Here is a 14,293-nt window from a genome sequence, read left to right on the forward strand (position 1 = left end):
GGTTGGGGCAGAGGGCATGCGGGCCGCGCTCAGCGGGCTGGGACTGTGCAGTGGTCGGCGCCTATCACCAGCGCATCGACCGCCACGCAGCCGCCCTGCTCCCGGGGCAGGGCGATCAGCGGGTTGATCTCGGCGCTGGACAGGGTGTCGCCGCAGCGCTGGGCAAAGTCGGCCAGGGCCAGCAGCGCATCGGCCAGCGCCTGCAGGTCTGCGGGCGGCTTGCCGCGCGCGCCGGCCAGGATGGGAAAGGTGCGCAGCTCCTGCACCATGGCCAGGGCATCGTCCCGGGTGATGGGCAGTGCGCGCAGCGACACGTCGCGCAGGATTTCGACGTGGATGCCGCCCAGGCCGAACATCAGCACCGGGCCGAACACCGGATCGCGGTGCACTCCCGCAATGCATTCGACGCCGCCGTGCACCATGCGGGCGGCCAGCGCTCCGTCCAACTGCGCTGTGGGCCGTGCCTGGCGCGCACTGGCGAGAATGCGCTCGAAGGCGGCGCCCGCATCCATGGCCGTGCGCAGGTTCAGCGCCACGCCGCCGACCTCGGACTTGTGCGCGATGTCGGCGCTGGCCACCTTCAGCGCAATGGTTCCGCCCAGGGCCTGCACGGCCTGCGCCGCCTGCTGCTGGGTGCGCACCAATTGGTGGGGCACCACGGGCATGCCGGCCTCGGCCAGCAGTTCCATGCTGCGGGCTTCGGACAGGCTGCCCGGGGGCAGCTGCAGCGCGGACTGGGCCGGGAAGGCCGGCGGCAGCGGCGCTGCGCGCTGCGCATCGGCCAGCGAGGCCAGGGCGCCTATGCAGCGTATGGCCGCGCTGGGGTCCGAGAACACCAGGCAGCCCAGGGCTTCCATCTCGGCGCGGCGCGCGTCGGAGCACAGCGTGCAGATAGCCAGCAGCGTGTCGGGGTGGGCGGCGCGCAGCTTTTCCACCAGGGAGCGCAGCACGGCCCAGAACGCGTCGGACAGGCCGCCCGCGGCGAAAAAGCCCAGCCAGCTCGCGAAGTTCCGATCCCGCATCATCAGCTCGGCGCTGCGCTCGAGCAGGGTGACATCGTTGGTAACCTGGCCCGTGATGTCCACGGGGTTGCGCGGCGCGGCAAACGGCACCCATTCGAGCAACTGGCGCTGGGCGGCCTCGGACAGGGGCTGCGCGTCGAGACCGGCGGCGCTGGCGTCGTCGGCCATCATGGCACCCACGCCGCCCGAGACGGTGAGCAGGCCCAGGGAGTGGTTGCGCGGAATCGGCGCGATGGAGGCGCTGGCCGCCAGCGCGAAGAAGTCGCTGATGGTGTGCGCGCGCAGCACGCCGTACTGGCGGAACACGGCGTCATAGACGGCATCGTTGCCGGCCAGCGATGCCGTATGCGAAGCGGCCGCGGCCGCGCCCAGCTCGCTGGTGCCCACCTTGAACATGATCACGGGCTTGCCGTGCTCGCGCGCCAGTGCCAGGGCCGCGCGCAGGCGCTCGCCGTCGCGGCAGCCCTCCATGTAGGCCATGATGACATCGGTCTCCGGATCGCGGGCCAGCCAGGCCAGGCCGTCGGCCAGCTGCACGTCGGCTTCGTTGCCCGTGGTCGCCCACAGGGACAGGCCCAGACCGCGCTCGCGCGCCATGCTGTAGGCATAGGCTCCAAAGGCCCCGGACTGGCTGATCAGGCCTATGCGCCCGGGCTTGACGCGGCCCGCATTGGGGGCGGGCGAGAAGGTTGCATAGGTCTGGTGGCCGGGGCGCATGAAGCCCAGGCAATTGGGGCCTATGAGGCGTACGCCGGCTGCGCGGGCGCGTTCCTGCAGGGCCTGCTGGGCCGCCGCGCCTTCGGCGCCGGTCTCGGCAAAGCCCGACGAGAACAGCACCATGGAGCGCACGCGGGCCGCGGCCGCGTCCTCGAGCACTGCGGCCACATGAGCCTGGGGCACGGCCACGATGGCCAGATCCACGGGCTCGCGGATGTCGGTCAGCCGCGCGTGGGCCGGCAGGCCCTGCACCGTGGCCGCGCGCGGGTTCACGGCACGCAGGCGGCCCGTGTAGCCGAAGCGCAGCAGGTAGTCGAGCGGAATGCCGCCTATGCGCTGCGGCGAGTCGGTGGCGCCGACGACGGCGATGGAGCGTGGCGAGAACAGGGCGTCCAGCCCGGCGAAATCGAAGTCCATGGATGGCTGCATAAAGTTCCTCTGTCAGAAGTTGTGGCGCACGCCCAGTGCCAGCGAACGCACGCCGTTGCCGCTGTCGGCCACCACGGGCACGTTGGCGATGGATACCGAGGAGCCGCCCGCGTTGCTCAGTTGCAGCCAGCGCGCGTACAGCGTGGTGCGCTTGCTCAGGTAGTGGTCGTAGCCCAGGGTCCAGGCGGTCTGGCGGCGCTCGGATCCGTCGACCTTGCGGCGTGCCACCGATAGCAGCACCTTGGATGTGAAGGTTGCGCTCCACTCCGTGCCCAGCTGCAGGAGGCGGGCGTCGCCCGTACCCGCTTGGTTGATGCTGGCGCGGCTGTAGCTGCCGCTCAGGCGCAGCTTGGGCATGGCCTGCCAGCTGGTCACCAGCGTCTGGTAGCGGCTGGTGCGCGGCGTGGCCACGGGCGCTGCCGCGCTGCCCTCTGTGGAGTTCTGGACGCTGTAGGCCACGAAGAAGGGCTTCTGCCTCCAGCCCACGGTGCCGCCGTAGAGCCGGGCGTTGTTGCTGTTGGGCGAGGGCACCTCGCCGAAGGAGTAGGCCGGGTCCAGCACCAAGGGCTGGCCCTCGGGAAGGCGGTAGCGCACGAGATTGCTGCCGCGCGCGGCAAAGGCCTTCAGGTTCGGCTGGCCGTCAGTGCTATAGCCGAGGTTGGTGGGAGAGAACAGCGAATTCATGCCGAACGGATCGGCGCGGAACAGGGCGCTGAACATGGGCGTGTACATACGGCCCATCTGGATGTGGCCCCAGGGCGCGCTCAGGCCGATGAAGGACTGGCGGGTGAAGGCCAGTGAAGGGCCGGGAATGGTGCCCATGCCGGTGTCCGGAGTGACGCCGGCCTCGAGCATGAAGCGGGCGCGCCAGCCGCCTCCCAGCTCCTCGACGCCGCGAAAGCCTATGCGCGAGGCGGCGCTGCCGCCGTCCTCCAGGCGTGTCAGCCGCGTGCCCCCCGATCGGGCGCTGTTGAGATGGACGTCCATGACGCCGAAGATCTCCACGCTGCTCTGCGCCCAGGCGGCACTGCCGAATATTGCCCAGCCTGTGGCGACCAGCCATTGCTTGTGCTTCACGATGTGTCTCCTGTGTTTGTGCTTTGCACGGGCGCACAGCCTTGCGCTGCGGTGTGACTGCTACTATCCGAACCAGTGCGGTTGGCACTCTGTCAACCCTTTGACAATTGGCGGCACTCAAGCCCGGGACTAACCCGGAGCCTGTTTTCCCGCACACACAGGTCCATGCCTCGCAAACACCACCCTGAAGCCGGTTCCGTGGCGCTGATACGGCGTGCCCTGAGGCTGTGCCCGCTGATGGGGCACTGGCCGGATGACGTGCTGGACGAAGTGGTGGCCGTGGCGCGGCTGAGGCGCTATGACAAGCGAACGCCCCTCATGGTCGGCGAGCGATCGCGCCGCGAGGTGCTGGTGGTGGCTTCGGGGCGTCTGGCGGTGGAGGGCGTGGATGCAGCGGGCGTGCGCTTCGTGCTGTCGCTGCACGGCCCCGGAGAGATCGTGAGCCTGGTGCGCATGCTGGGCAACATCCGCTTCGTCTATCACTTCGTGGTGCAGGAGGGCACGGTGCTCGTGCACCTGCCGGGCGGGGCGTTCATGGCCGTGCTGGATGCGCATCCGGCGCTGTGGCGCGATGTCTGCATGCTGGTGCTGGAGCGCCTGCACGAGCAGATCGCCACCCAGCAGCGCCGCGCCCTGGGCGATACCGCCAACCATGTGGCCGATGCGCTGGCGCGGCTGGCGCTGATCCACGGCAAGCCCATCGAAGGCGGCCAGGCCGTGAGCCTGCGAATCTCGCAGGGCGATCTTGCGGCCATGCTGGCGGTCTCGCGCCAGACCGTGAACAAGGAGTTGCGCACGCTGGAGCAGATGGGCGTGATCAATGCGGCCTATGGGCGCGTGACCATCCGCGACCTCGAAGCCCTGCGCCAGGCGGGCGGCGGCTGATCCGCCTGTGGCACGTGTGGTGCCGGCCTCAGCGCGGCGCTGCTTGTGGCGCGGGGCGCATCAGCGTGCTCTGGCCGAACAGGCTTTGCACCAGATCCACCACCAGCTCCGCCGTCTGGTTGCGCAGGTCCAGCGCCGGGTTGAGCTCCACAATGTCCAGCGAGGCAAGACGGCCGGTGTCGGCAATCATTTCCATGCACAGCTGGGCCTCGCGGTAGGTGGGGCCGCCGCGTACCGGCGTGCCGGTGCCGGGAGCAATGTCGGGGTCCAGAAAGTCCACGTCGAAGCTCAGATGCAGGTGGATGTCCCTGTCGTTGCGTCCCAGCAAGGTGAGCAGTGCGCGGCGCATCACTTCACGCATGCCCAGCTCGTCAATGGCCCGCATGTCGTAGACCTCCAGCCCCAGCTCTCGGATCATGTGCTTTTCGCTCTCGTCCACGCTGCGCAGGCCGATCTGACAGAACGATGAGGCGGGCAGAGCGGGAGTCGTGCCCGACAGCGAGGCCAGCTCCGTCGGCCCCAGTCCGCAGAGGCTTGACACCGGCATGCCGTGCAGATTGCCCGTGGGCGAGCTTTCGGGGGTGTTGCAATCCGAGTGGGCATCGAGCCAGAGCACGCGCAGCTGCTTGCCCGTGGCGCGGCAATGGCGGGCCACGGCGCTGATGGAGCCTGTGGCAAGCGTATGGTCGCCACCCAGCAGTATGGGCAGCCGGTTTTGCTGCAGCACCTGCAGTACCGCGTCATGGGCGATCCGGTTCCAGCTCAGGCATTCGGCCAGATTGCGCAGACCCTGGGCATCGCGCGCGCCACGCGGGTTGGTGGGGCCGCTCAGATTGCCCAGATCGCTGACCTGCACGCCCAGCCGTTCAAGGGCTGGACCGAGCTGGGCCACGCGCAGGGCATCGGGTCCCATGGCCGCGCCAAGGCGTGAGGCACCGATATCGGTGGGCAGACCGATCAGTGTGGACGATGTGTATGCCATGAGCCGCTCCGCTTCAGGCCGTCTTAAGGGCCGCAAGATGGATGATCTGGGGGGGCGATGCCTGTCTCACCATGGCAAACAGATCCTTGGGGTCGGCGAGCTCCGGCACCAGCTCGATCTGAGACAGCAGGCCCGCGCCTTGCGCCAGACTGTGCATGGTGCGCAGCGCCGAGTAGTCCTCCAGTGCGAAGCCCACGGAGTCGAACAAGGTGATCTGGGCGGCCGATGTCCGGCCCGGCGCCAGCTTCTGCAGCACGCGCCACAGCTCGGTCACGGCGAAGTCGGCAGGCATTTGCTGCAGCTCGCCCTCGACGCGCGTTTGCGGCTCGTACTCGACAAAGACCTGTGCACGTTGCAGGGCGCTGGCATCGAACTCTGTCTTGCCGGGGCAGTCTCCGCCCACTGCATTGATATGCATGCCGGGCTCCAGCAAATGCCCGGGAATGATGGTGGCGTGGGTCTTGTCGGCGGTGACGGTGGTCACGATGTCCGTGCCGGCCACGGCGTCCCGCACGCTGGTGCAGACGATGGCCGTGGCGCAAAAGTCGGGCAGGAACGGCTGCAGGTTGCGCAGCAGCTTTTGCGAGGCTGCAGGGTCGATGTCGAACAGGCGCAGCTCGCTCACGCCCAGCAACTCCATGAAGGCCAGCGCCTGAAATTCACTTTGCGAGCCATTGCCTATCAGCGCCATGCTGCGGTTGCTGGTGCGCGCCAGATGACGCGCGGCCATGGCGGATGTGGCGGCGGTGCGCAAGGCCGTGGTCAGCGTCAGCTCGCTGACAAAGCGCGGCATGCCGGTGGCGACATCGGCCAGCGCGCCGAAGGCCATCACAGTGGGCAGTCCCAGGCGCGGATTGTGCGGGTGGCCGTTGACGTATTTGAAGGCGTAGTCCCGCGCATCGGCCACCGGCATCAGCTCGATCACGCCGCTGGCGGAATGGGCGGCCGTACGCGCGCTTTTGTCGAAGTCCTGCCAGCGGCCGAAGTCGGCCTCCAGGGCTTGGCTGATCAGGCGCAGCACCTGGGGGATGCCGATGCGCGCTACCAGCCGGGCTGCATCGCTGGCGCTGAGAAAGTCGGTCCGGAATGGTGTCCGGGCCAGAGCTTGAGGAACAGACATGAGACTTCCTCCTTGACCTCATTTTTGAGGATTTCGGCGCCAAATGCCAGAGAAATGCCTGGGAAATGCCCAAGAGGTGGACCCATGACCGCGCTGTACGCAGCTCCAGGGCATGGCCCGCATGGGTTTGAGCGCGGGCCTGTCGCCAGCGAAGATGGGACAATATCGGCCATGACTCAGACCATCACGATTACCCGCCCCGATGACTGGCACCTGCATGTGCGCGATGGCAATGCCATGCGCTGCGTGGTGCCGCACACCGCCCGCCAGATGGGCCGCGCCATCATCATGCCCAATCTCAAGCCCCCGGTCACCACGGCAGAGATGGCGCAGGACTACCGTGCCCGCATTGTGTCGGCCGTGCCTGCAGGCAGCCGGTTCCAGCCGCTGATGACGCTGTATCTGACAGACAACCTGGGGCCCGAGGAAATTGTGCGCGCCAAGGCGGCCTGCGTGGTGGCCTGCAAGCTCTATCCCGCAGGTGCCACGACCAATTCCGACCATGGCGTGACCGATCTGCGCAAGATCTACCCGACGCTGGAGGCCATGCAGCGCGAAGGCCTGGTGCTGCTGGTGCACGGTGAAGTGACCGATCAGAGCATCGACCTGTTCGACCGCGAGGCCGTGTTCATCGAGCAGCAGCTCAAGCCTCTGCGCCAGGATTTCCCCGAGCTCAAGATCGGCATGGAGCACGTGACGACCAAGGAAGCCGCCGAGTACGTGGCCGCAGCCGATGATTTCCTGGCAGCGACCATCACGCCCCAGCATCTGCTGTTCAACCGCAATGCCATCTTCCTGGGCGGCGTGCGCCCGCACTTCTATTGCCTGCCGGTGCTCAAGCGCGAAACCCATCGCCTGGCACTGGTGCAGGCCGCCACCAGCGGCAGCCGCAAGTTCTTCCTGGGCACGGACAGCGCTCCTCACGCCGCGCACCTGAAGGAAGCCGCCACCGGCTGCGCCGGCTGCTACAGTGCTCACGCCGCCATCGAGATGTATGCCGAGGTGTTTGACGGCGTCGGCGCCCTTGACAAGCTCGAAGCCTTTGCCTCCTTCAACGGCGCCGATTTCTACGGCCTGCCCCGCAACACCGACACCATCACTCTGGTCAAGGAAAGCTGGACGCCGCCCGTGAGCTTTGAATACGGCGAAGGTGCGCAGCTCAAGCCGCTGCGCTTTGGCGAAGCCCTGCCCTGGAAGATGCTGGATTAAAAACAGTAGCTGCAAGCGCCTGTATTCAGATGAATTTAAGGTTTTTTCACTCTGAAATCAAGAAAGGAGTTGCGCGAGCTGCTCCTTTTTTAATTTGGCGTTGCGCAAGGCCTCGGTTAGGCTTGGCCAAACAGCGCTCAGGAGATTGCATGCCCAACGATGTCCAGCCCAAGATTGCCTTGCTGATCGATGCGGACAACGCGCCCGCAGAGATGATTGACGAGATATTGACCGAGCTGTCCACCTTCGGCCTGATCAATATCCGCCGTGCCTATGGCAACTGGACCAAGGCCGGTCTGCATGGCTGGCAGAGCAAGCTGCTCGAATATGCCGTGCGGCCCATGCAGCAGTTCGATTACTCCAAGGGCAAAAACGCGACCGACATGGCCATGACGGTGGATGCCATGGAGCTGCTCTATACCGAAAAGCCCGATGCCTTCGGCATCGTCTCCTCGGACGCCGACTTCACCCCGCTGGTCATGCATTTGCGCGCCAAGGGCGCTGCCGTCTATGGATTCGGTGCGGAGCAGACGCCCAGGGCTTTCGTCAACGCCTGCTCGCGCTTTCTGTATTTCGATGCGCTCAAGGAGCTGGGCGACGGCATTGTCAGCCGCAGCGAACGCCGTGAGGCTCTGGAGGCCGATGCAGTGCCACGTGCAGTGCCTGCGGCAAGCCAGCCGCAGGGATCGAGCCCCAACGCCGGCAATGGCCGGGTGGCTGGCGGCACCGGTGTGGCCGCACCCGCCTGCACCACGCTGCGCGTGCCTTCGCACATGCTCAAGGAAGACCGGCAACTCATCGCCATGCTGCGCGATGCCGTCAAGGCCACCCAGGACGAGGCCGGCTGGGCGCGTGTGGCTGCGGTGGGAACGCATATCGGCAACAAGCTGTCGTTTGATGCACGCAACTATGGCTATGCCTCGCTGACCAAGCTCATGGCCGCGACCCAGGTGTTCGAGCTGCGCGACGAAGGCACGGCCCGCGTGGCGGTGCGCGATCTGCGTGGGCATCAGGATGAGGTGCTGCCTTGATGCAGCCAGCCGCAATGCAGTCAGCGGATTGGGCCATTGACTGGCAGGCGCCCTGGCTGGCCTCGCTGCAGGTGCTGGGCCGCCAGGTGCATGACCGGGTGCAGGGCGGTGCCGGCGTGGCCCGGGCCTTGCAGGAGGTGGCTGCCGCTCACGGACTGCTGCCGGGCTGGCAGTTCGTCGATCAGCTGCAGCTGCCTGCCGGTCAGGCCTATGAGGCATTTATCCACAGCCAGCGCAGCATTCCCACGCGCGACAATCTGCACGACTTCTTCAACGGCCTGATCTGGCTGCACTGGCCGCTGCTCAAGCAGCGGCTCAACGCGCTGCAGGCGGCCGAGATCGCGCGCCAGGGAGTGGGGGCGCAGCGCGGGCGATTGCGCGACTCGATCACGGTGCTGGACGAAAACGGCGGCCTGCTGCTGGCACCTCAGGCCCTGTGCGATGCGCTGCGCGACAAGCGCTGGCAGGAGCTGTTTGTGGCCAGGCGTGCGCTATGGCAGCAGGCGCGCTTGCTTCCCATAGGCCATGCCCTGCTGGAAAAGCTGGTCCAGCCGCGCAAGGCCATCACCGCACATGTGATCTGCGTGCCGCTGGAGCAGGCGCCGCGCCTGGCATCGCTGGCCGAAGCCGATGGCTGGCTGGACGATCAGTTGCGGACCCAGTCTTGCAATCTGGCCAGCAAGCCCTATCTACCAATTCCCATATTAGGAATCCCGGACTGGTGCCTGCAAAACCAGAACTTTTCCTTCTATGATGACTCTCTAGTTTTCCGAGCCCCACGTACCGCACAAACAACACAACAACGGGTACCGCCAGAAAGAGAGCTGGCTTGATGAGCATTCGTCCTGCACAGGCGGTGCCTCAGGGGTTCTGGTCATTTTGTCCCCTGTGTGGAGTACACCCTCGATGAAACGTATTGCCTTATTTTTATTGACCAATATCGCCGTGGTGGCGGTATTGGGCATCGTCGCCAGCTTGCTGGGCGTCAACCGCTACCTCACTGCCAACGGCCTCAATCTGGGCGCCCTGCTGGGTTTTGCCTTCATCATGGGCTTTGGCGGCGCCATCATCTCGCTGCTGATCTCCAAACCCATGGCCAAGTGGACGTCGGGCGTGCAGGTCATCAACGAGCCGCGCAACGCCGATGAGGCCTGGATCGTCAACACCGTGCGCGGCTTTGCCGAGAAGGCCGGCATCGGCATGCCCGAGGTCGGCATCTATGAGGGCGAGCCCAACGCCTTTGCGACCGGCGCTTTCAAGAACTCGGCCCTGGTGGCCGTGTCCACCGGTCTGCTGGAAGGCATGACGCGTGAAGAGGTCGAGGCCGTGATCGGTCACGAAGTGGCCCACATCGCCAATGGCGACATGGTGACCATGACGCTGATCCAGGGCGTGATGAACACCTTTGTGGTCTTCCTCTCGCGCGTGATCGGCTATGCGGTCGACTCCTTCCTGCGCCGCAACGACGAGCAAAGCTCGGGCCCCGGCATCGGCTACATGATCACCACCGTGGTGCTGGATATCTTGCTGGGCTTTGTCGCCGCCATGATCGTGGCCTGGTTCTCGCGCCAGCGCGAGTTCCGCGCCGACGCGGGTGCCGCACAGCTCATGGGTCGCAAGCAGCCCATGATGAATGCGTTGGCCCGTCTGGGCGGCATGCATCCGGGCGAGCTGCCCAAGAGCGTGGCGGCCATGGGCATTGCCGGCGGCATCGGCCAGCTGTTCTCGACCCACCCGCCCATCGAGCAGCGCATTGCTGCACTGCAAAACGCCCGTTAAGCGTACACATGTGTAAACGGCCGTAGCCGGTCTTTACCGCTGCTTCACAAGCCCCTGTCAACAGCTGGCAGGGGCTTTTGCGTTGTAAGAGCATATACATGTCCCCGGACTTTCAGGAGTTGTGATGTCCTTCATCTCTCAAACCATGACCCGCCGCCTGCTGCCGGCCCTGCTGCTGGGCGGCTCGGCTGCCCTGCTTGCGGGCTGTGTGGTGGCCCCGGCCTATCCGGCTTATCCGGCGTATGGATCCGAGGTGGTCGCGGGCGACGTCTATGCACCCATGGCCCCGCCGCCCCTGATCAACGAGGTGATCCCGGTGGCTCCCTCACCGGCCTATGTCTGGATTGGCGGCGCCTGGGGCTGGGGCGGCGGACGCTACAACTGGCGTCCCGGTCGCTGGGCCATGCCGCCGCGCCCCGGCTACGGCTGGCATGAAGGGGGCTGGAACCATGGCCCCGGCGGCTGGCATCATGGCGGTGGCCGTTGGGGACCGCGCCGCTGAGGGCGTCCGCTAGGTGACAAGAGGTGGCACTGGCCCGCTAGGCGGTCCGTGCCAGCGTCGCTAGAGTCGGGTGCAGGAGGTTTGCCGTGAATCCTGCTCTTGTCACCCGCCGCGAAGGCGCTGTTCTCGTTCTCTCCAACAACAACCAGGCCGCGCGCAATGCGCTGTCGCCCGAGTATTACCACGCGGTCATGCAAGCGCTGCGTGGGGCCGGCACCGATGCCTCGGTGGCCGCCGTGATCCTCACGGGCGAGGGCGGTCATTTCTGCGCTGGCGGCGATCTGAACCAGCTGGCGACGCGGCGCGAGATGCCGCTGGCCGAACGCCGTCTCAGGCTTGAGGATCTCAACCATCTGATGCGTGCCATACGCGACTGCCCCAAGCCCGTGATCGCGGCGGTGGAGGGCGCTGCTGCGGGTGCGGGCCTGTCTCTGGCCATGGCTTGCGACATGCTGGTGGCGGCAAGGTCGGCGGTTTTCTCGGTGGCCTATGTGAAGGTCGGCCTCACCCCCGACGGTGGGGCGACGTCGTTTCTGGCCGAGTTCATGTCCCGCCAGTTGCTGACCGAGCTTTGCCTGACGGGCGAGCGCATCAGCGGCGAGCGCATGCATGCGTATGGCTGTATCAACCGTTTGACGGAGCCGGGCCAGGCCTTGGCCCAAGCGCTGGAGCTGGCCCGGCAACTGGCCCAGGGGCCGGAGGTGGCGACTGCGCGTATCAAGGCACTGTGCCGGGTGGCCCACCGCCACAGCCTGGAGCAGCAGCTGGCGCTGGAGGCCGACCATATGGTCGAGGCCCAGGGCAGCGAGGAGTCCCGCGAAGGCATTGCGGCCTTTCTGGAAAAGCGTGCGCCCGACTTTGCCAGGCTGCGCGGAGCCTGACAGGTCGTTCCCAGCGGCTTAGCGAACCGTGTAGTTGAGCTGGAACATCACGCCAGCATTGCCCAGCACATTGATCTGGGCTCCCCAGTTGCGGTTGAAGTCATAGCCCACGGCCGGAATGGCCGTGATGCCCCAGCCATGCCGGTTGTTGAACGGGATCTTCTTGTTGTACGGAAACTTGTAGCCGTGAATTATGCCGCCCGTGACCTTGAAGAACAGGCCCGGTGTGCTGTCAAACGGCCTGAAGCGCCAGCCGTAATAGGCGTACTGGCTGGGCTGACCGAATGAATTCCTGAAATAGGCAAAGCCTGCGATATGGCGTTCGTCCAGCTCCTTCTCGGCCTGGATCAGCCAGACATAGGCATGCTTTTGTTCATCGGGCTCGAAATCGTTTTCCTTTTTGGCATCGGAGAAATGCCAGTCCAGGGGGGCGTAGCCAAACATCCAGCCCGACAGCGCAGAGGGCTTGTCCACGGCAGTGTCTGCCGCAGCAGCGGAGTCACTGGTTTGTGCGCCGGCACTGGCGGCAGCCAGCCAGCAGGCCAGTCCCAGGGTTGCAAAAGCAGGTGCGAGTCGCAAAGGCAGAGGTTTCATGGTGACGCTTGGCGTGCGATGAAGCCCTCAGCGTACCGATGCTCAGCCTGGCGCACTGTCAGTCAGCGTCCAAAAACCTGTAGAGCCATGCCGTCAGGTATGGAAGAGCACCCATCAAAGGCAGCCAGCAGCAGGTCTGGCAGCCTGGGAGTGGGTGCAGTGAGGCTGTCTGCTTCGCTTACAGAGCGCCGCCCGAGCCGCGCGCGCCCGAGGAGGGGACTTCGACTCCGAGAATCGCAGCCGCCACGGCTTCGCCGACCTTGATGCCGTCCACACCGGCCGACAGAATGCCGCCCGCGTAGCTGGCACCTTCACCGGCAGGGTACAGACCACGCGTGTTGTCGCTCTGGAAGTCGGCGCCGCGGCCGATCTTGACGGGGGACGAGGTGCGGGTTTCCACACCGGTCAGCACGGCATCCTTCATGTCGTAGCCGCGAATCTTCTTGCCGAAGGCGGGCAGGGCTTCGCGCATGGCCTCGATCGCATACGTAGGCAGGGCCTGGTGCAGATCGCCGAGGCTGATGCCGGGCTTGTAGGAGGGCTGAACTTCGCCTATCGCGCTGGAGGGCTTGCCGGCCACAAAGTCGCCCACGAGCTGGCCGGGCGCGCTGTAGTTCTGGCCGCCGAGCACATAGGCTTTGGACTCCAGCTGGCGCTGCAGCACAATGCCAGAGAGCGGGTGATGCTCGCCTTTTTGCAGCTTTTCGACGCCAAAGGTCTTGCCGTCGAAGGCCCAGGCAAAGCTCTCGGCGTCCTGCGGGTAGTCCTCAGGGCTGATGGCGCAGACCATGCCGGCATTGGCATTGCGCTCGGCGCGCGAATACTGGCTCATGCCGTTGGTGACTACGCGCCCGGGTTCGCTGGTCGCGGCCACCACGGTGCCGCCAGGGCACATGCAAAAGCTATAGACGGCGCGGCCGTTTTTGGCATGGTGCACCAGCTTGTAGTCGGCAGCGCCCAGCAGCGGATGGCCGGCATCCTTGCCCCAGCGGGCGCGGTCGATCACGCTTTGCGGATGCTCGATGCGAAAGCCCACGGAGAAGGGCTTGGCCTCCATGGCCACGCCGCGCTCGTAGAACATGGCAAAAGTGTCGCGCGAGCTGTGGCCCAGAGCCATCACGGCGTGATGGGTGGGCAGTGCATAGCTTTGGCCCGTGGCCTGGTCGAGCACCTGCAGCCCGACCAACTGGCGCTGGCCGTCGACTTCTTCGATCTGTACATCGGTCACGCGCTGCTCGAAGCGGATTTCGCCGCCCAGGCGCACGATTTCCTCGCGAATGCCTTCGACCAGCTTGACCAGCTTGAAAGTGCCGATGTGGGGGTGAGCCGCATAGAGAATTTCGGGCGGCGCACCATAGGTCACGAACTCGGTCAGCACCTTTCGGCCCAGATGGCGCGGGTCCTTGATCTGGCTGTAGAGCTTGCCGTCGGAGAAGGTGCCGGCACCGCCTTCGCCGTACTGCACATTGGACTCGGGCGTCAGCTCGCGCTTGCGCCACAGGCGCCAGGTGTCCTTGGTGCGCTCGCGCACGGTCTTGCCGCGCTCCAGCACGATGGGCTTGAAGCCCATCTGGGCCAGCACCAGTCCGGCAAACATGCCGCAGGGGCCAAAGCCCACGACCACGGGGCGCTCGTCCAGATCCGCCGGGGCCTGGCCCACGGGCTTCCAGCTCATGTCGGGCGTGGGATTGACATGCGGATGGTCGGCAAACTGCGTCAGCAGCGCGGCCTCCTGGCTTTCGTCGGCCAGCGTGATGTCGACGATGTAGACGGCCAGCAGTTCCGCCTTGCGCGCATCGAAGCTGCGCTTGTGCACATGCACATTGGCAATGGCGTCGGCCGCAAGGCCCAGACGCTCGGCCGCGAGCTGGGTGAGCTTGTCCGTGGGCTGGTATTCGGTGTGGTTCTCGGGGTGGTATTCAACCGCCGAGAGAGGGAGTTTGAGTTCTGCGATCCGGATCATGGCTTGTACCTATCAAGCAAGGGTCTGGATGGTACGGCAAAGACCTGATGACTGCGCGACAAGGCCGTGGTGACCTCGACCTTTGTTGTGCTTATCGATTCT

At 65.9% G+C, this 14,293-nt stretch carries 13 protein-coding genes; 7 read left to right on the forward strand and 6 right to left on the reverse strand.

Annotated features, from left to right (window positions below; translation table 11 throughout):
• Nucleotides 1–29: 29 nt before the first annotated feature.
• Together QYQ99_RS15670 and QYQ99_RS15675 are read right to left on the reverse strand one after the other, a co-directional pair.
• A complete protein-coding gene (locus tag QYQ99_RS15670) occupies nt 30–2,168 on the reverse strand; it encodes an acetate--CoA ligase family protein (protein WP_437439041.1) in 2,139 nt (712 codons plus the stop codon).
• Nucleotides 2,169–2,180: 12 nt separating this feature from the next.
• Complete coding sequence (locus QYQ99_RS15675; protein ID WP_302089017.1) at nt 2,181–3,245, reverse strand: porin; 1,065 nt, start codon at nt 3,243–3,245, stop codon at nt 2,181–2,183.
• 165 nt (nt 3,246–3,410) lie between these two features.
• On the opposite strand from QYQ99_RS15675, the gene QYQ99_RS15680 reads away from it, so the two are divergent.
• Nucleotides 3,411–4,130, forward strand: coding sequence for a Crp/Fnr family transcriptional regulator (locus QYQ99_RS15680; RefSeq protein WP_302089018.1), 720 nt, complete (start codon nt 3,411–3,413; stop codon nt 4,128–4,130).
• A gap of 28 nt (nt 4,131–4,158) precedes the next feature.
• Here the strand turns inward: QYQ99_RS15680 and rocF are convergent, their stop codons facing one another.
• Together rocF and QYQ99_RS15690 are read right to left on the reverse strand one after the other, a co-directional pair.
• Nucleotides 4,159–5,112: an arginase gene (gene rocF, locus QYQ99_RS15685; protein WP_302089020.1), complete on the reverse strand. Its 954-nt coding sequence runs from the start codon at nt 5,110–5,112 to the stop codon at nt 4,159–4,161.
• A gap of 13 nt (nt 5,113–5,125) precedes the next feature.
• On the reverse strand, nt 5,126–6,232 hold the full coding sequence (locus QYQ99_RS15690) for an ornithine cyclodeaminase (protein WP_302089021.1): 1,107 nt from the start codon (nt 6,230–6,232) through the stop codon (nt 5,126–5,128).
• A gap of 162 nt (nt 6,233–6,394) precedes the next feature.
• Here QYQ99_RS15690 and pyrC point away from each other — a divergent pair, with 162 nt between their 5' ends.
• The 6 genes from pyrC to QYQ99_RS15720 all read left to right on the forward strand — a co-directional run bounded on the left by pyrC (nt 6,395) and on the right by QYQ99_RS15720 (nt 11,634).
• Nucleotides 6,395–7,441, forward strand: coding sequence for a dihydroorotase (pyrC, locus tag QYQ99_RS15695; RefSeq protein ID WP_302093191.1), 1,047 nt, complete (start codon nt 6,395–6,397; stop codon nt 7,439–7,441).
• Between the two features lie 149 nt (nt 7,442–7,590).
• Entirely contained in the window at nt 7,591–8,472 is an 882-nt protein-coding gene (locus tag QYQ99_RS15700; protein ID WP_302089022.1) for an NYN domain-containing protein, read from the forward strand.
• A 14-nt stretch (nt 8,473–8,486) separates the two neighbouring features.
• Nucleotides 8,487–9,305, forward strand: a complete 819-nt coding sequence (locus QYQ99_RS15705) for a DUF3025 domain-containing protein (protein ID WP_302089023.1) — start codon at nt 8,487–8,489, stop codon at nt 9,303–9,305.
• A 73-nt stretch (nt 9,306–9,378) separates the two neighbouring features.
• Complete coding sequence (gene htpX, locus QYQ99_RS15710) at nt 9,379–10,251, forward strand: protease HtpX (RefSeq protein ID WP_003068113.1); 873 nt, start codon at nt 9,379–9,381, stop codon at nt 10,249–10,251.
• Between the two features lie 124 nt (nt 10,252–10,375).
• Nucleotides 10,376–10,753, forward strand: coding sequence for a hypothetical protein (locus QYQ99_RS15715; RefSeq protein ID WP_302089024.1), 378 nt, complete (start codon nt 10,376–10,378; stop codon nt 10,751–10,753).
• Between the two features lie 86 nt (nt 10,754–10,839).
• A complete protein-coding gene (locus QYQ99_RS15720) occupies nt 10,840–11,634 on the forward strand; it encodes an oxepin-CoA hydrolase, alternative type (protein ID WP_302089026.1) in 795 nt (264 codons plus the stop codon).
• A gap of 18 nt (nt 11,635–11,652) precedes the next feature.
• Here the strand turns inward: QYQ99_RS15720 and QYQ99_RS15725 are convergent, their stop codons facing one another.
• Nucleotides 11,653–12,228 (reverse strand): hypothetical protein, encoded by a 576-nt coding sequence (locus QYQ99_RS15725; RefSeq protein WP_302089027.1) that lies wholly within the window; start codon nt 12,226–12,228, stop codon nt 11,653–11,655.
• Nucleotides 12,229–12,406: 178 nt separating this feature from the next.
• Nucleotides 12,407–14,191 carry an NAD(P)/FAD-dependent oxidoreductase gene (locus QYQ99_RS15730; RefSeq protein WP_302089029.1) on the reverse strand — a complete coding sequence of 595 codons (1,785 nt, stop codon included), beginning with the start codon at nt 14,189–14,191 and terminating at the stop codon, nt 12,407–12,409.
• Between the last annotated feature and the right edge of the window lie 102 nt (nt 14,192–14,293).

The organism is Comamonas testosteroni (genome assembly GCF_030505195.1).
GTDB classification, from domain to species: domain Bacteria; phylum Pseudomonadota; class Gammaproteobacteria; order Burkholderiales; family Burkholderiaceae_C; genus Comamonas; species Comamonas testosteroni_G.